Origin of the sequence: Niabella sp. (assembly GCF_030150205.1) — a bacterium.
Lineage (GTDB): Bacteria > Bacteroidota > Bacteroidia > Chitinophagales > Chitinophagaceae > Niabella.
In genome coordinates, this window is the sequence record NZ_JASLGT010000008.1 from 353844 (window position 1) to 372489 (window position 18646).

Genomic DNA, 18646 nt, shown 5'->3' on the forward strand with positions numbered 1-18646 from the left:
TTAGATTATAGACATTCGATGCCGGGCATCAGATAACGGAGGCCGGCAGGAACAATTATAAATAGCAGATGATGCATGTATTTTGTATAGGTAGAAAAATAGTCATCCCGGTGTTTTTTTTGTTATGCGCTGCATTATTGCAGGCACAGACTCCGGATGGCAATGGGATTGTATATATAAAACCGACAGCCTCCGGTACAGGTAGTGGAAACAGCTGGGCCAATGCCACGGCCGATCTGCAGGGGGCCATCAATACAACTGGTGTTCAAAAAGTGTTTGTAGCCATTGGAACCTATTATGTTCCCAGCCCTAATAGTTTTGTAATGAAAGACGGGGTGGGGATTTATGGTGGATTTGATCCCGCAAATAATATCAGCACCCTGGCCGATGCCCGCATACTACCCGGAACAGGTGGCGGTGGCTCCATCCTCGACGGGAAAAATGAGCGCCCCGTCATCCTGAACAATAACAATGGGGTGACCTCCACCGCCAGGCTGGATGGCTTTGCCCTTACCCATGCTTCGGGATCCACGAACGATGCCTGTATCTACAATACAACAGCTTCACCTGTTTTGAGCAATTTACTCATCACCGGTAATGCAGTAGGGGGCATTATCAATATAAACAACTCATCTCCTGTGCTAACCAATATCACTATTACACAAAGCGCATATGCTGGCTTCCTTATTCGGGACGGGAATCCCACACTGACCAATGTTACCATAGCCGGGAACCCCAATTACGCGATCTTTGTCTCCACCCTGGGCACCAGCACGCTTACAATCAAAAACAGCATTATTTACGGCACAGTAACCGACCGCATGTCTTATGCATCCGCACAACATTCCCTGGTAGAAAATAATGCCATCAGCGGCAATAATAACCTGGATGCAACCGGAGTTACATTGGCGCAGGTTTTTAACAATCCCGCCGCAGGCGATTATACACTCAAAAGCAATTCCCCGGCCATTAATTCCGGTAACAATGCGTTGTATCCCGGATTAAATATAAGCACTAAAGACCTGTCCGGCAAACCCAGACTGTTTGGTGCAGCCATTGACCTGGGTGCTTATGAATACCAGGATAAAGCCCTGCCGGTGCTGTTTGGCAGTGTGAGCGCCACTATTAAAGACGGGCAATTGCTGGTGAACTGGCGCACCGAAACAGAAACCGGCAACGACCATTTTCTGATACAGGTTTCGCAGGATGGTATCCACTGGAAGACCGTGCAAACCGTGCAAAGTAAAGCGCCGGATGGTAATAGCGATAAGATCTGGGAATATAGCAGCACCATCCCGCTGGCCTCGCTCAGTTTGGGTGCCGGGTTCTTATTGCTGGGTGTATTGGCTTTCGGCCGCAAAAAGCACCTGCTGATGACTATGGCTGTTATCCTCAGTGCGATTACATGCTCCTGCAGTAAAAGAGACTTTCCTCAATTGAGTGCAAATGAAAACCTGTTTGTACGGATTGTACAGGTGGATACGAACGGAAGCGAACAGGTATCGAAGGTGGTAACCGTGGTAGAGGCATAATTGAATGCCCCCTTTTAGCAGGTTGCCGGGGGCATTGCTTAGCCTTATTTTTTAATTTCAACGCTGATGATATGGATATCTTTTTCGCCGGTATTTTTCAATGCGTGTGGTTTTAAAGGACCCGACCATAGGGCCGACGCAGCAGCCGGTGTTTCCGCAAGTGTACGGGAGTCCAGCAGCATATTCCCTTCGGGATCATACCGTATAAAATCTGACCAGCTGAGCACGTATAGGGAAGCAGGCCATCGATGCGTATGTACATGGGTCATCTGACCAGGCAGAATTAAGGTATCCAATACCCGGACAAAATCATTTTCAAATAATAAGGTATGATGCTCCGGATCTGCGGCCAAGGCATCCAGTTCGGCCGGCCATTCGTTGCTATGGGGATGTTCGCCTGACATCTGTTTGATTAAGGAGTTTGTAAGCGCAGCGGCTTAATAAATATACGAAAATTTTTCAAGACAACCCTCCAGGATCCGCAGGGAACCCGCCATCGCCCTCAAAGCAGTCAGCCGCAGACAGTATCTTTCACGCTAATTCAGTCTTCTGAATACAATTGGAGTAACACCTGTTTTTTGCTTAAACAGCCTGGTAAAATGTTGCTGGTACTTAAAGCCCAGTTCTGCGGCTATATCATTGATGGTTTTGGAAGGATCGAAAATGCGGGCCTTCGCTTCATCAATTAATTTTGACTGGATAAAATCCAGCGCGGTGCTCCCTGTTTCTTTTTTTATCAGGTCTCCAAAATAATTGGGAGAAAGATGCAGTTGTTCCGCACACCAGGAAACAGATGGCAAACCGGAAACAGCAGCTTTATCAGACCGGAAATAATCTGTTAGCAAATTTTCAAACCGCACCAGGAGATCTTTATGCACGTTGCTGCGCGTAATAAATTGCCGGTCATAAAACCGCTGGCAGTAATTCAGCAACAGCTCTATATTTGAAACAATTAAGGTTTTACTGTGCTGATCTATATTTTGTTCAATTTCTGTTGCAATCTTTTCCAGGCAATCGACAATTGTTTCCCGCTCTTTTTTTGAAAGATGGAGCGCTTCGTTCACTTCATAGGAAAAAAAGGTGTACCCCTTGATGGTCTTTCCCAAATGTGTTCCTTTAATCAAATCGGGATGAAACACCAGCGCATAGCCTGAAGGCTTCATAGCGATCCCTTTACTGTCAACGCCATATACCTGGCCGGGAGCAACAAAGACCAACGTTCCATCCTCATAGTCATAGGGCTGGCAGCCGTACAGCATATCCCCGCATTTTATATTTTTCAGAAATACCGCATAAATACCCATGTACCGTCTGAAATACTGAACAGCCGGAAATTCATTAAAATTAATCACACTTACCAGGGGATGCAGTGTATCAACACCCATATTGCTGTTGTACTGTTTAACCGTATCTATTCGTTCTACCTGTTCCATAATTCAAAAAGTTCTTCTACAAATTTACCAAACCTAACTGCCTTTTTTACACGGTTAAAGCAAAATCCGTAAAACTGGTAAATAAATCTGTATCCTGTATAAAAAGTCAACCTGCCTAAAAGACGAATTTTGTATCGTCATTTCGGGCATCCGATCACTTACGGTGGTCGTACCTTCTTTTAAGCATTTTTAAAATAGAAATATGAATTCAATGAATGAAAAAGTTGCATTGGTTACGGGTGCAGCACAAGGAATTGGTTTGGCTTCGGCGCGCGCCTTTTCCGAAGCAGGGGCGCATGTTATTTTAACCGATATTACTGAACCAAAAGCACAAGCCCGGCAATTACAAGATGAGGGATATAGCGCTACAGCGATGCGTTGTGATGTAACAAACGAAAAAGCGGTAAAAGAACTGATTGAATACATCGCATCTTCTTTTGGACGTTTGGATGCAGCTTTTAATAATGCAGGCATCAATAGTCCCGTAGCAGAAACGGCAGACGCCAGCGGCGAGGAATACGACCGGGTGATGGCCATTAATTTACGTGGAGTATGGAACTGTATGAAATATGAGCTGCAGCAAATGCGGAAACAAGGCAATGGGGCTATCGTCAATTGCTCTTCTATTGGCGGATTGATCGGTATTGCTGAAAGGGGCGTTTATCATGCATCCAAACACGGTGTAATCGGACTAACAAAAAGTGCTGCGCTTGAATATGCTGCGCGCGGAATTAACATTAACGCGGTATGTCCGGGTATTATCTCCACGCCTATGGTGGAAGAAATGTTAGCGCGCGAACCCCTGGCGATGCAGGAACTTATCAATGAATTGCCAAACAAAAGACTGGGGCGGCCAGCGGAAGTTGCCAATGTTGTGTTATGGCTTTGCAGTCCTTCGGCAAGCCTGGTTGTTGGTCAGGCAATTGCCGTAGACGGCGGCTATACAGTAAAATAAAAAATGACCTATTATTCGAATTTGGAATTAAAAAGCTCTTAAATAAACGAAATGGAAACAAAGGCAACAGCTATTTTTGAACGGTTACGAAACGGAGAAACCATAACGCCGGATGACCCGCAAGCGCATAAATTACGGGAGGCTTCCTACGCCACAAAGACAGTTCTTGTTCAAATGAACAACTCCACGGATCCGGTGGAAATAAGAAGTTTCCTGAGCCAGATAACCGATAGTGAAATTGATAAAAGTGTTGCCGTATTTACCCCATTATACATCAACTATGGCAAGCATACTAAAATCGGCAAGAACGTATTTATAAACTTCGGCTGCACTTTTTTAGACCTGGGTGGTATTACGATAGATGACCATGTGCAGATTGCGCCGAAGGTGAGCCTGTTATCGGAGGGGCACCCGGTTTCTCCGGAAAGCAGGCATGCGCTGGTGCCGGGCGCCATTCATATAAAAAGAAATGCCTGGATCGGAGCCCATGCCACCATCCTTCCCGGGGTAACCATCGGCGAAAATGCTATAGTAGCTGCAGGCGCAGTTGTTACCAAAGATGTTCCGGATAATACGGTCGTGGGCGGCGTTCCGGCAAAAATTCTGAAAACGATTGAAACCGGTATAAGATGAAAAACCTTTCAAACTCCTACAGCTATACAAAATTGGGTACGATAGTTGATCCAACATCTCTGGCATTGGCGTTGGGCACTGGAAATGTTGTGGTTACTTTTGAAATACAGGGATGCGAACAATAATAAATGCAATAATGCCCGCAGGCGGTATCCTTTCTTTTACAGCCTGCCATAACCATAAAAATCTAAATACAATGGAAGCGACCGTACCAACAATCAGTGATTTTCCAACAGGGGATGAAAACACGGGTTACGCACAATACTTTACCGGGAAATCGTGGAATGCCCCTCTTACACATAACAAAGACTTAAATGTACCCATGAACAATATTACGTTTGAGCCGGGCTGCCGCAACAACTGGCATAAACACACCGGCGGACAAATCCTGATTGCCGTTGGAGGTACCGGGTACTACCAGGAACGTGGAAAAGCAGCCATACGTATGCTACCGGGTACGGTTATTGAAATTGCCCCGAATGTAGAACATTGGCATGGAGCCGCGCCCGATAGCTGGTTTTCGCATATCGGCATCGCCTGCAATCCGCAGATAAATGAAAATATCTGGCTGCAACCGGTAACCGATGCGGAATACAAAAAAGCAACGCAGCAATAAAGCCGAAGATATGAACAGGAACAAGATCGTAAAATGGCTATTGTTTTTTGTTTTAATCTTAAATGCGAGCAACATGAATGCACAAAATAATAGAGATAGCCTGAATGCACAGCAACAAGGCCTGATCACCATTGCCGCACTTACAGCAACAGGCGATCAGGAAAATTTAAAAGTTCAGTTCTACAGCGCATTAGATGCCGGGCTTTGCATTAATGCCATCAAAGAAGCATTAACCCAACTTTATGCCTATTGCGGTTTTCCAAGAAGTCTGAATGCCATTAGCACATTTAAAGCTGTATTGGACAAAAGAAAAGCAAAAGGCATTCCGGATAGCATTGGAAAGGAAATTGTAGTTGAAAATGCAGTTGCCGACAAATACGAACAGGGCAGAAAAGTGCTGGAGGCGTTAACAAAAACGCCACAGGCAAAACCTGCACCCGGTTTTGGGGAATTTGCTCCGCGGATTGATGCTTTTTTAAAGGAGCACTTATTTGCCGACATTTTTGCAAGCGATGTGCTCAGCTTTCAGCAAAGAGAGCTGGTTACTATTGCTGCACTGGCCGCTATGCCGGGCGTTGAGCCCCAGCTGAAAGCCCATATCTCTATGGGAAGGAATTGTGGAATTACTGAGGACCAATTAACACAGGTAGCCGAGCTGATAGAAAAAAACGTTACCAAAACACAGGCGAATGTTTTAAGAACACTTCTTTCAAAATCGCCTGCTCCGGTTACAGAGCCTGAAATGATGGTGCGCATTTCTGAAATAGAGGTCGTTCCGGAACACCTGGAAGCGTACAAGAATATTCTTAAAGAGGAAGCCGCCACATCTATTCAGATAGAGCCAGGTGTTATCGCCATTTTCCCAATGTACCAGCAGGATAGTCCAACGCAGGTGCGCATTATCGAAATTTACGCGAACAGGGAGGCCTATCAATCTCATTTGCAAACACCTCATTTTCTGCATTACAAAACTGCGACGTTGAAAATGGTAAAATCGCTGAAATTAACAGACATGAATGGCATTGATAAAGAGACAATGCCCCAGCTTTTCAAAAAACTTAAATAGCTTACATATGATTTTAGAGGAACAATACATCCTGTCCAATGGTATTGAAATACCTAAAATAGGACTCGGAACCTGGTTTATCAGTAATGAAACGGTTGCACAGGCAGTAAAGGACGCTGTTGAAATGGGCTACCGACATATAGACACCGCCCAGGCATACCAGAATGAAAACGGTGTTGGGGAAGGTGTGCGAAACTGTGGCGTTAAAAGAGCCGACATCTTTGTAACAACGAAGCTTGCCGCTGAAGTAAAGCATTACCAGGAAGCAGTTACATCCATTGAAGGATCACTTAAAGCCCTGGGGCTTGATTATATTGACCTGATGCTCATTCACAGCCCGAAGCCCTGGGCCAAATTCCATGAAAGCGAACCTTACTTTGAAGGAAACCGGGAAGCCTGGCGGGCACTTGAAGAAGCGTACCGGGCCGGAAAGCTTCGTGCTATCGGTCTTTCGAATTTCAAAAACGAAGATATTGCCAATATTCTTGAGTCTTGTTCCGTACAACCAATGGTAAACCAGGTTTTGGCGCATATCGGCAATACACCACAGGAGCTGATTCAATATTGCCAGGATACAGATCTGCTTGTGGAAGCCTATTCTCCCATTGGCCACGGCGCGCTGTTAAAAAACCGGCCGGTAATAGAAATGGCCGCGAAATATAAGGTGTCCGTACCGCAACTGGGCATCCGGTATGATTTGCAGCTTGGCCTTCTCCCTTTACCCAAAACGGCCAACCCGGTTCATATGCGGGCCAATGCCGAAGTGGATTTTATCATCACGGATGAAGACATGACGGTTTTAAAAAATATAAAGCAAAAAGCGTATGGCGAAGCGGAACGGTTCCCTGTTTTTTCGGGAGGCAACAAGGGGTAAAGCTGTTCTTTATTACATTTATATAATTCGATATCTCTTCAACTAATTTAAACACCTTAGTTGAAAACGCTTCAGTTTGCCGCACTTGTACGTAACAATCGGCCCTATATTTTTTTGCCCTTTCCGCGGCAATTTCCGTTCTTGATTTTTGTGCCCGTGAGGACACCATAGCCGTCAACTTAACAGAAGACACTTACCAAAATAAGACATGCGTAGTCTGAAGGGCTACAATGTGAATAACTCCCGGCTGAAAGCCGGGGACCACGAATACATAAAACACGCGCCCCCAACGGGGTCGTACGTTTAATGTTCCGGAATTGGCAAGTGCAACCTGCCTTCATCATATCCGGCCCCTCCGGGGCCGCCCGCTACCTACCCATGGCCCCCAGCTGACGCTTGGAGCCATGCACATTGTACCCTTCGGATACTTTAGCAACGACTACAGAAAAATCACTTCCGCACAAGCTCCCGGAATGTGTCCACACGATAGCCCGCCAAAGGAATCTGACAATCCAGCAATTTTCTCCTCTAACCCTTAAGTTGACGGTTATGGTGGAGACACTAACCATGCTATGTTACGGTTCGTATCTCCACAAACCATTTGGAGGCCTTTCAATAAAATAGATACCGGTCTATTATGAAACCGTTTGACAGCGTTCGCGATTGCTGCAGAAGGAGCAACACGGTACCCTGGTGCTGGTTTTCACGTAAGCATCCTATTTAAATCTTGTATTCGCAATCCAAACCAGGTCAAAGCCCTGGTTCAAAGCAGCGGGTGATTGCTCCCCCATGCTTCCCTTCCATCTTATATAGCACCCCGGTTTTCATATTTTATTCATCTTTTTGTCGATTTGTGTCATACAAACCAGCCCTGATGCCGGCAGATCCGGCAATCCATTGACTTTTAAACCGGTTCTGTCGTCACTGGTGCTACTGCTTCCTGCGTCTGTTTGCCTTCGTTTGTTTTGTAAACGCCATTATATATATCTTTGAATGAACGAATTATGAGTGTTTATTACCTATGGCTATTACGTCTGGTAGCGCTGCTTGCCACCTCCGTATGTTCCGGACAATATTATTTTAAGCATTACCAGGTGGATGACGGGTTGGTCCACAATGCAGTAACAGCCGTTATACAGGATAGTAAAGGGTTGATATGGATCGGCACCCGGGGCGGCCTGAACCGTTTTGACGGGTACTCCTTTAAAACCTACAAAAACAATAACGACAAATTCGGCAGCCTGGGAAATGACGTTATTAACAGCATCGTTGAAGATAAGAACCGGATGATCTGGATCGGTACCGGTAAAGGGCTTTTTAAATATGACCCGTATAAGGAAGTACTTACAGCACTGGATGCCGTTCCCAAGGAATACACCAATAATCTTATTATCGACCAGGATAACAACCTGTGGTTTCTCAGCCAGTTTTCTCTGTATAAATACATACAGGCAGCAAACAGGGTGATGGACCTAAAAACGCCGGCATCCTGTATTGCGCTGGACGCTCATATGAATTTATGGATGGGGGATGATGATGGAAACATCCGGATTTACGATCCTCAAAAAAAGCCCGGCAGCACCATACGGATCGTTGATAACCGACTGCCTGCAAACGCCCGGTCCATCAGCAAGATCTATCCGATCCAAAACAACAAACTATTGATCGGTTGTTTTAAGCAGGGATTAAAAAGCTACGATCCCAAAACCGGCAGCATCCGCGCCCTGTCATTGGGTACGGATAAAGACATTTTTGTCCGCGACATCGCCGCGGGCAACAACGGTCAATACTGGATCGCCACCGAATCGGGGATTTATATTTATAACCTTGCGGCCAACACCAGTATCAACCTGCGAAAACGGGCCGGGGACCCTTATGCGCTGGCAGACAATGCCGTTTATGCCATCTGCCGGGATCACCAGGGAGGCATGTGGGCCGGCACTTTTTTTGGCGGATTAAATTATTATTCAAAAGACAATGCCCGGTTTGAAAAATACTATCCGCTGGCGGGCGTAAACGCGATCCCGGGAAACGCGGTACGGGAGATCTGTTCAGATAACCAGGATCATTTATGGATCGGTACGGAAGATGCAGGTATCAGCAAACTGGATCTAAAGACCGGAATATTTACAAATTATACGGCTACAAACAAAAAAGGAAGCCTCTCCTATCCAAATATACATGGCCTGCTGGCATGGGGAAACGCGTTATTCATCGGTCCCTTTTTACAGGGCATGGAAATTATGAATATGCGTACCGGGCAGATCACCAACCGGTTTAAGCTGATCGCCGACGGGGATGGCCCGGTAAGTGATTTTGTGATCTCTATTTACCGGACAAGGGACAACCGGCTGCTGATCGGAACGGCCTATCGGAACGCCGGATTATTTGAGTACGACCTGCAACAAAAAAAATTCAGGCGCATCCCCCAGATCCCCTTTAACACGTATGTGTATGATATTTTTGAAGATTCGGAAGGCAATATCTGGACCGGCAGCGTAAAGGAAGGCGCTTTTTATTACAACCCCAAAACCGGCCGCCAGGGTAATTTACAGTTTGGCGACACCACAAAGGGCCGCACGATTAACGAATTCCCCGTATACAATATTTTTGAAGACAGTAACCATGCCTTATGGTTTGCTACCACCGGTTGCGGACTGATAAAACTGGGCTCGGACCGTAAAACCATTAAACGGTATACAACGGCAAACGGCCTGCCCAGTAATGTAGTATACAGTATCCTGGAAGATGATTCAAAAAATTTATGGATCAGCTCGCTCAAAGGGCTGATCCGTTTAAACATGCTTACAGAAAAGATAGCGGTATACACCCAGGCAAACGGATTGATCACGGACCAGTTTAATTATAATTCTGCCTATAAGCATCCCGGTGGTAAAATGTACTTCGGTTCCGTTAAAGGTATGATTGCCTTTAACCCCGCCTTATTTGATCAGCAAGAGCCCAGTCCGCCCACCTATATCACCGGCTTCCAGCTCAACAATAAAGAAGTGGCTCCCAATGCGGAGCACAGTCCCCTTTCCCGGTCCATTTTATATACAGATACCCTGTCATTAAAATACAATCAAAACAATTTCAGCATTGAGTTTGCAGCATTGAACTTTTCAGCTCCGGAAGCTACCCGGTATAAATACCAGATGAAAGGGATCGACCAATCCTGGACCTATCTCAACACCAATCGCAACGCCTACTTTACCGACCTCGCCCCGGGGAAATATGAATTTATCGTACAGGCTGAGAGCAATACCGGAAGCTGGACCGGCAGGGAGCGCCATCTGTATATCCGGATCCTTCCTCCCTTTTGGAAAAGTACCGGTGCATACCTGTTGTACCTGTTGTTGCTGATGACCGGTATCTACCTGGTCTCCCGCTTATACCGTCGATACCTGGAGCGGAAAAACCTCCGGAAACTGCAGCTGTTTGAACATGAAAAAGAAAAAGAGATCTACCAGGCAAAAATCGAATTCTTTACCAATATTACCCATGAGATACAAACCCCGCTTACACTGATTGCCGGACCCATTGAATGGCTGAGTAAAAAATTCAGCAAAGAGCCCGACATCCGGAAAAGCCTGGCCATCGCTGAAAAAAACACCCGGCGCCTGGTAACCCTAACCAGCCAGCTGCTGGACTTCAGAAGAACAGAAGCCGATCAGTTTAGCTTAAATTTTGTAAAAACAGATATCAGTACCTTGCTTGCCGACCTGGTTGCCGGTTTTAAAGAACAGGCTGCCAGCCATCATATCCAGCTGCATTTAGAAGTGCCGGAACATCATTTTATGGCCTTTGTAGACCGGGAGGCATTTATCAAAATATGCACGAACATGCTGTCGAATGCCGTTAAATATGCGGCTTCCCGGGCAACGGTACAGATTACGGCGGTTAACGACTCCGATCCCTGTTTTACCATCCGGTTTCAAAATGATGGCAGGAGCATACCTGAAGAATTCAGGCAGCAGCTATTTGAGCCATTTTTCAGGGTACGCGGTAACAATAAACCGGGAACCGGCATCGGGCTGGCCCTGGCCAAATCACTTACCGAGCTCCACAATGGAACGCTGCAGCTTATTTCCGGTGAACAGGATTTCATTATTTTTGAACTGCAACTGCCCGTACACCAGAAAATAGAATTTCAATTAAGCAGTTGGAAAAAGATCAGATAGCATGACAGAAAGCATCCTCATCATTGACGACAATGAAGACATCCTGGAGTTTTTATCCGTAATTCTGGGCGACACCTATAAACTGCATCTTGCAGCCAGCGGGGAGATCGCTCAAACGATCCTGGATAAGGAGATCATTCACCTGATCATTTCCGATATTATGATGCCGGGCATTGATGGGTTTGAGCTCTGCAGCCAGCTTAAATCCAGTGTTGAATACTGCCATATCCCCATCATTTTACTAACGTCCAAGAACACATACAAAGCACATATTGAAGGATTGGAAGTGGGCGCAGATGCCTATATTCAAAAGCCTTTTTCATCAGAATTACTGCAGGTACAAATTGCCAACCTTCTTAAAAACCGGAAGAAAATAAAGGATCATTTTGCCAGTTCGCCCTTCGATGATGTACGGGTGATGGCGCATTCAAAGACAGATGAAGCATTCCTGAAAAAACTGGATGAATACATCCAAAGCAATATCAGGGAATCCAATATTGATATCGATATGCTTGCAGAGCATATGTTTATGAGCCGCACCACGCTTTACCGGAAAATACGATCGCTTTCTTCCTTATCCCCAAAGGAGCTCATTGATATCACGCGCCTGAAAAAAGCAGCCAGGCTGATTGCTGAAAATGAGTTTTTATTATACGAAATTTCGAGAATGGTGGGGTACAGTTCCCAAAGCCTTTTCAGCCGCAACTTCCAGAAGCATTTTAAAATGTCGCCCACTGAATATTTCAATTCGTTGCCAAGAGGGTAAGGTGGTTCATCTGCAGTTCGCGGATGGTAACCCCGCGTATCCGGTTTGCGTTGCAAAAACAATGGATGATGACGGCACCTGCTCCATACTGAACAATATCACCCTGAGTATTCGACAGATTAACCGAATCATCCCAACGTTCGGATGCGGTGATGACCACTAATCCGGGAAAACCGGGATATTTCAAGATCGTACATGTTATAGCTTTCCTCTTTTATCCCGGTCAATCCTGTCCTGTGGACACATTTCCCGAGGTTTACAGGAATGATCTGTCTGTAGTCATTGTTGAAGTGCCCGGAGGGTACCATGTGTATGGTCCCCAGCGTCAGCTGGGAGAAAGAAAAAGCGTAGGGGATGCGGCCCCGGAGGGGTCGAATGTGATGAACGTGGATCGGATTTTCGAAAATCAAATGTAAATTAGAGTGAACTGAACCATATTTTACGCCCTATGAAATTGATATCATGAGCTACCGCCGGATTTTCCACCAGATCATTTTTGCCACATCCTAAGGGTGAAACGTTTTACGATGAATATAAGCGGTTGCTACTTGCGAAGGGCGTTGGATTTGACGAAAACATTTATTATAAGACGCGGTCCTGCAAGACCCGGAACATGAAACGTACGGCCCCGTTGGGGCCGCGCATTTTACGCATTCGTTGCCCCCAGTTAGCGCTGGGGGCTGCCCTTCGGGCAACGCTTAACTTTATTTCAATAGTATCCAAGACCCGGCGCTTCAGGCTTTAGCGGCTAACCACATCAGGGGGCACTATTGCTCCATAAGTGCCGCAGCACACCAAAGGTAAGGCGCCTGCCCGTGCAGATCGCCCGCATTGCGGGGACGGTTATGATAATAGGGTTTGTCATTCTTTTTACCGGTACCGATGCAAACCTCCGTAACATTATTCCGTTCATCAATATAGGGCACCATGGCCATCCATGCTTTCCGCGTTGCAGGGGCATATTCGGCTGCGTTTAACCATCCCTGCTGAACTCCCCTGATAAATGCATAGGTAAACATGCCGGTTCCGGATGTTTCCGGCCAGAAATCCGCTTCATCAATCAACTGGTTCCACATGCCGTTGGGCCGCTGATAACTTTTCAGGCTGCTCATCATTTTAAGATATCCCTCCATAATGCGCTGCCGGTCTTTATGGTCTTTGGGCAGGTCGCGCAGCAGGTCTGCCATACCTACAGCCATCCAGCCATCTCCCCTGCCCCAGTAATAAGGCACATCCGGAGCATGGTAAAACAAACCATTGGGACGTTGCAGCTCATCCAGGTAAAGCACCATTTCCTTTGCAGCCCGGTCCAGGTACTTACGGTCGCCGGTTACTTTATACGCTTCGTTCTGCACCACCGTAATCATATACATATCGTCTATCCATAAACGGGTCTGCCACGAAAATCCTTTACCTGCCCAGGCTTTCTCCTGCTGCTTTGCATTGGCCGGCAGCTCCCATTGCGCATCGGCATAGGCCAGGCCCATCTTCCGGTAGCGTTCATCTTTGGTTGCCTGGTACAATTTCAGCGCAATACTGCCAAACATATTATAATCCACATGATTCATGGGAGGTAACAGTGCTTTCTCTCTTGTAAACAACGGCTCAAATTTATCCTGTAACAGCCTGATCAGCTTCCGGTCCTTTGCGTTCAAAGCATAATCCAGCGCTCCGTTCCAGGAGCAAACTTCCGCATAATGGATATACTGGCCGGCATACAGCTCATGCCTGCCATCTACGAAATGATACGCCAGGCGCCGGCCCACTTCGTTGGGCGTAGTTCCTTTTGGAAAGCCGGCCAGGAGCTGTTTCTGGGCAAACAAAAACTGAAAAGAAAGAACGGTGAACAGCGATAAAAATAGTTTTTTATACATGGTATTTTTTTAATGAGACTTATTGAAATTTTATGAATTATTGTTTATGCCGGAACGTAGACACTTCCGCCAGGCCGGGCTGGCGCTGACTGTCGTAACCGGATTTGGGCACCAGCTTGAAGTAGCGAAACTGTTTGCGTTGCGGCAGATCGATAAATTGCCGCAACAGGTTTACATCATTCAGGGTAAATACGCCCTGGCTTTCCCAGTCCGTATTGTCATTGCTCACCAGTACCTCCAGCTCTTTTATTTTACGATCGCCGTCTTTCTGGGAAATGACAAACCCATCCACAGTAGCGGTTTCACCCATATCCACCGTTATCCAGTGATTGGGGTAATCGGTTGCCGGCGCGGAGTAGCGTGTGATCCAGATCGTAGTCAGGTTATTATCAATCAGACTTGCGCCCAGGCGATTATTAACCGGCTCTTCTGAGCTAACGCCGGCAATCGACCATTTGGCCTTGGAATGAATATAGCGCCAGGGCTCGCCGGACGGCCGTTTCTGAGGAATGACCGTGCTTGCGGGAAGACCAAAATTAGGTGATCCGTCCGGGTTCCAGGTAAAACGCTGTATCAATGGACTACGCCCGCCGGAGGTACCCTGGTTGGCTGCAGCACGTGCATGGTAAATGATCCAGTCTTCCTTACCATCCGGTGATTTGAAAAAGCCGTTATGCCCGGGTCCGAAAACACCGCTTTCCGATCGCATGGAAAAAACAGGATGTATCTTTTTTGACCAGTGTGCCGGGTTCATGGGATCTCCGCCCTCCTGCAGGGTGAGCAGCCCAAGGCAATAGCCATCGGACCAGTAACCGCTGCCCGAATAGGTAACGTATACACGCCCCTGTGAATTGGTGAGCACCTGCGGACCTTCGTTGATCGGGTTGCCATTTTTTTCCCAGGCAAAGTCGGGCGTTGAGATCATTACTTTTTCACCGGAAATCGTCCAGGGATTGCTCATCTTTGCTATATAAAGATTCTGAGGCGGTGCACCGGCATTGCCACCGGACCAAAGCGTGTACCATTGCCCGTTGTACCGGAATACCGTTCCATCGATGGCCCACTGATCTGTAGGATCCGTTAGTTTACCCTTTAGTTCCCAGCTGCCTTCCACAGGCGTTGGCGCGGCGTTTTCCAGTACATACATACGGTGGTTGGCGTTATTACCGTCGTCCGCAGCAAAATAAAAATACCATTTGCCATCTATCTCATGCAGCTCCGGTGCCCACAGGTTGCTTGAATACGGCTTGCCGCCCGGAGGCGCCCATACATCATACCGGCGCGCCGTTGCCAGCTCTGATATATTTTTAGCTTCCAGGATCACCAGTTTACTACCCTGCGTATACGTATAGTAATAAATGCCGTTTTTCTGTACTACCCAGGGATCGGGGCCACCGGGCATAACAGGGTTTGTAAACGTACTGTCAAGAACAAAGCCCCACCATTCGCCTCTGGGTTTTTCGGGCTCCTGCTTTTTTTCGGGTATGGGATCGTAATAGGGCTCTTTTGCTTTTTTGCACCCGTTTGATAGTATTAAACAACCCAACAGGCATGCTGTTACGACTGATCGTTTCATGCGCGTATTTTTTCCTGATTTTATTTAAATGCCCAACCTACCAATCGATAGCCTGGTCCTCATCCGGTATCAATATGTTCCGCTGCCGCTCCATGGTCATCGAGCCTTCGGCTCGGTACCGCACCGGTATGCCGGGCATCGTGGTGATATCATCATATTTGTAGCGCAGGTTTACCGTACAATATTGCTTTACCAGGTATTTTTTTGTAGGGTCTACGGTTTGCGTAATCTTGTAGGTGGGCTGCCCCAGCATTTCGAGCCGGATGGCACTGTTGGTTGCATAAACATTCAGGGCACCTACTTTATCGCCGTTGGCCTCCGTAACCGGATCTAAAAACTCCATTACAATTTTATACGCGCCCCTTGCCTCTGATTTTTCTTCGGTTACCCCGGCATAAAAAAATGCCGATTTCTCATCTACCACCCATGCCGTCCGCGTGCTGGACACCAGCGGGTTGGTGGTTTGTCCGTCCAGGTACACGTTCATAGAAGTGGCCGAATAGTTGCCCGAATAATCGTTAAACGGTATCACGTTCAGCAATGCTTTCCGCCAGCCCTTCCGGTAGTTGGAAATATAGGAAGGATCGTCCACGATGGTCAGCGGCAGTACATAGCGTTCTACCAGGTCTAAATTATCAAACTTAAATTTTACGGGGTAGTTTACGGTGCTTGACCCCTTTGGAATAAAACAGGTAGGCGAGGTCAGCTCAAAAAACTGGCCGGGCAGCTGTTTAAAATACAGATCGGTCCGGTGCTGAAATTTTTCCCGGTTATAAATCCCAAGCGTGTCATTATCCACCATTATTTTTACATTGATATCCTGGTGACTGGGCTGTGAGCCGCTGACAATTACCGGCAGCTTATACGTAACTTCTCCGTTCCTGCTGTATCTCAGGTATACCGGGGAAACACCTTCGCTGTTTAGCCGGGCTTTAAAAGACACCATTTGTATATAAAGTTCTTCCTTCCACTCATTATTGCAGGCACTGAACAGAAAGCTCATTGCTGCGATTATGCTATATATGCGTACACTTTTCATTGCTTTATTTTTATTCTTTATGACCGGTATACCCCGCTAACCTCCATAGGCAGCGCATCCTGCATCAAAAAACCGATCCTTTTTTTAATTAGTCAAACGATGGCCAGCCGGGTGATTGCGTCAGGCGCTTGTTTTTCTTCAGCTCATCCCAGGCAACGGGCCAGAAATACATTTTTTTAGAAAATGTCGTTTGTAAAAGCGGTACCCGTATCGGCGTGTAAAAAAGAGTGGCCTGATCTTTTGTCATGATGGTATTGAACCCATTGATCTGCTCGGCCTCATCAACCGGTGCGTCTTTCCAGCGGCGCAGGTCATAGTAACGCTGGTTTTCGCCCAGGAACTCAATCTGCCGCTCGCGTTTTATCTGGTTACGCAGCGCTTCTTTGCTGCCATATACCGAAGCATCATGGTTGGGAACACCCGCACGGATGCGCACCTGCCCGATGGCCGCTTTCATTTCATCGATATTCCTGGATATAGCGTGAGTACCACTGCCGTTCCATGAAGGAATATTGTAAGTGCCATTCAGCTCGTTGAGCGCTTCTGCATACATCAGCAGGATGTCGGCATAGCGCAGGGCCAGATCTACTTTGGGAAAAATCCTGCCCCCGTTCCCGCTGTTATTGTCCTTGGGGTTTACAAATTTCATCATGCCGATACCGGTGGGCAGCCAGGTATCTCCATTGATATAGCCGTTAAATTCACCCCGGTAATAAAAGATCTGCTGGTTCGTAACGGTGGGCAAATTGTTTACCGCACTGGACATGGTCCAGAGTGCGCCGCTGAAAGCCACAGAAGCATAAAAGCGGGGTTCGCGGTTGGCAAACTCTTTCCATACATTTGCCAGCAGCGGCTTAAAGTCGTTTACTTCGCCGGCCTGCACAAACATACTGGCACCATATTTATTCCGTATGGCCTGCCGGTCAAAAGGGGCGCCGTCATTCATGGAGTAGGCATCGCACTGTTTCAGCGTAAGGCCATGCGAGTTGTACCCGCCTCCGGTTTTAGGCATTTGAAGCCTTGCCAGGGCCATAACACCTCCTTCTGAACTGATCTGGTTATCGCCCCTTGTAAAGATCATTTCGGGATTTTCGGAAGCGTAGAGTTCTCCATTGAATAGCGACCGGTAGGATTCAAAGGGATCGATATCTGCCCAGCCATTGGGAAAGTTTTTGCCGGAATATTCCGCATTATAAGGCGGCACAATCGTGGCCGGATAGTCTGTGGTTCCTCTTGTCTTAAATACTGTGGTATAGAGTTTATACGTGCCAAGATCAATCACATCTTTACAGGCTGCTGCCGCCCTCGCCCATTTTTCCTCGCTGTATTGTGCAGCGATTAATGCCTGTCCTTTATCATCGGTAAAATCGGCCATCTCGGTATTGCCATTTGCCAGCGGACTGGCAGCAAAGAGCAGCGCTTTAGCACGGGTAGCCAATGCGGCGCCGCGGGTAGGACGGGCAATATTGCGGTTGTCGCGCTTTAAGGGAAGGTCTTTTGCCGCTATGGCCATTTCCCCGGCGATGTAATTTGCCACTTCATCATACGTGTTGCGGGGATAAGACAGGTTATCATAGCTGTCATCATAGTTTACACCCTTATCTGGCATAATGGGTACGGGGCCATATTTGCGCAGCAGGAGCCAGTAAAGATAGGCCCGTATAAACCGCGCCTGCGCTTTATAGTCGGCCACTTCCTTTTCCGTAAATGTGCCACCATCGGCCATGCTGTTGAGCATCACCGATGCCTGCCGGATACCGCCATAGGATTGAGACCAGGACTGCAGCCAGGTATGGTCGTATTCTCCGAACTTAAATCTCCGGTACCTATCGCCATTGCCTCCGCCGGACTCATTAAAATACATATCATCCGAATAATTGGTAAGGTTGTTACCGGTGTTCCCCATTTCGAGGTTGTTATTCAATAACGCGTTATAGGCATTGGCCAGCCACCGCTCTGTATAGTCTTTGCTGTTGAAGATACGCTCTTCGCTCTGACGGTCGTCAAAGTAATGCTCTACGCTAAGGTATTTACGGCAGGCGCCCAAAGAGGTCAGTATGCCTGTTAATAATATGCCTATCAGGATTTGTTTTTGCTTCAT

15 protein-coding genes are annotated in these 18646 nt (G+C 47.1%); 9 read left to right on the plus strand and 6 right to left on the minus strand.

Annotation, left to right across the window (positions count from 1 at the left end; genetic code table 11):
• Window positions 1-110 precede the first annotated feature (110 nt).
• On the plus strand, window positions 111-1532 hold the full coding sequence (locus tag Q1V85_RS06165) for a right-handed parallel beta-helix repeat-containing protein (protein WP_300598409.1): 1422 nt from the start codon (window positions 111-113) through the stop codon (window positions 1530-1532).
• 44 nt (window positions 1533-1576) lie between these two features.
• On the opposite strand, the gene Q1V85_RS06170 is transcribed toward Q1V85_RS06165, so the two are convergent.
• The gene (locus Q1V85_RS06170) at window positions 1577-1936 is read right to left on the minus strand and encodes a hypothetical protein (RefSeq protein WP_300598410.1); all 360 of its coding nucleotides are present in this window, start codon (window positions 1934-1936) and stop codon (window positions 1577-1579) included.
• A gap of 132 nt (window positions 1937-2068) precedes the next feature.
• On the minus strand, window positions 2069-2965 hold the full coding sequence (locus Q1V85_RS06175) for a helix-turn-helix transcriptional regulator (protein ID WP_300598411.1): 897 nt from the start codon (window positions 2963-2965) through the stop codon (window positions 2069-2071).
• Window positions 2966-3167: 202 nt separating this feature from the next.
• Between Q1V85_RS06175 and Q1V85_RS06180 the strand changes: the two genes are divergently transcribed.
• The 8 genes from Q1V85_RS06180 (at window position 3168) to Q1V85_RS06215 (ending at window position 12472) form a co-directional block, all read left to right on the plus strand.
• The gene (locus tag Q1V85_RS06180) at window positions 3168-3920 is read left to right on the plus strand and encodes an SDR family oxidoreductase (RefSeq protein WP_300598412.1); all 753 of its coding nucleotides are present in this window, start codon (window positions 3168-3170) and stop codon (window positions 3918-3920) included.
• Window positions 3921-3971: 51 nt separating this feature from the next.
• Complete coding sequence (locus Q1V85_RS06185) at window positions 3972-4553, plus strand: sugar O-acetyltransferase (RefSeq protein WP_300598413.1); 582 nt, start codon at window positions 3972-3974, stop codon at window positions 4551-4553.
• Window positions 4554-4749: 196 nt separating this feature from the next.
• Window positions 4750-5169: a cupin domain-containing protein gene (locus tag Q1V85_RS06190; protein ID WP_300598414.1), complete on the plus strand. Its 420-nt coding sequence runs from the start codon at window positions 4750-4752 to the stop codon at window positions 5167-5169.
• A gap of 73 nt (window positions 5170-5242) precedes the next feature.
• Entirely contained in the window at window positions 5243-6235 is a 993-nt protein-coding gene (locus Q1V85_RS06195; protein ID WP_300598415.1) for a carboxymuconolactone decarboxylase family protein, read from the plus strand.
• Between the two features lie 7 nt (window positions 6236-6242).
• A complete protein-coding gene (locus Q1V85_RS06200; protein ID WP_300598416.1) occupies window positions 6243-7109 on the plus strand; it encodes an aldo/keto reductase in 867 nt (288 codons plus the stop codon).
• Between the two features lie 1004 nt (window positions 7110-8113).
• Window positions 8114-11290: a two-component regulator propeller domain-containing protein gene (locus Q1V85_RS06205; RefSeq protein WP_300598417.1), complete on the plus strand. Its 3177-nt coding sequence runs from the start codon at window positions 8114-8116 to the stop codon at window positions 11288-11290.
• Between the two features lies 1 nt (window position 11291).
• On the plus strand, window positions 11292-12056 hold the full coding sequence (locus tag Q1V85_RS06210; protein ID WP_300598418.1) for a response regulator: 765 nt from the start codon (window positions 11292-11294) through the stop codon (window positions 12054-12056).
• A 236-nt stretch (window positions 12057-12292) separates the two neighbouring features.
• Window positions 12293-12472, plus strand: a complete 180-nt coding sequence (locus Q1V85_RS06215) for a hypothetical protein (protein WP_300598419.1) — start codon at window positions 12293-12295, stop codon at window positions 12470-12472.
• 351 nt (window positions 12473-12823) lie between these two features.
• Here Q1V85_RS06215 and Q1V85_RS06220 read toward each other — a convergent pair whose 3' ends face one another.
• The 4 genes from Q1V85_RS06220 to Q1V85_RS06235 all read right to left on the minus strand — a co-directional run bounded on the left by Q1V85_RS06220 (window position 12824) and on the right by Q1V85_RS06235 (window position 18646).
• Window positions 12824-13930, minus strand: a complete 1107-nt coding sequence (locus Q1V85_RS06220) for a glycoside hydrolase family 88 protein (protein ID WP_300598420.1) — start codon at window positions 13928-13930, stop codon at window positions 12824-12826.
• Window positions 13931-13967: 37 nt separating this feature from the next.
• Entirely contained in the window at window positions 13968-15506 is a 1539-nt protein-coding gene (locus Q1V85_RS06225) for a family 43 glycosylhydrolase (protein WP_300598421.1), read from the minus strand.
• A 37-nt stretch (window positions 15507-15543) separates the two neighbouring features.
• Complete coding sequence (locus tag Q1V85_RS06230; RefSeq protein WP_300598422.1) at window positions 15544-16509, minus strand: DUF4973 domain-containing protein; 966 nt, start codon at window positions 16507-16509, stop codon at window positions 15544-15546.
• A 124-nt stretch (window positions 16510-16633) separates the two neighbouring features.
• On the minus strand, window positions 16634-18646 hold the full coding sequence (locus Q1V85_RS06235; protein ID WP_300598423.1) for a RagB/SusD family nutrient uptake outer membrane protein: 2013 nt from the start codon (window positions 18644-18646) through the stop codon (window positions 16634-16636).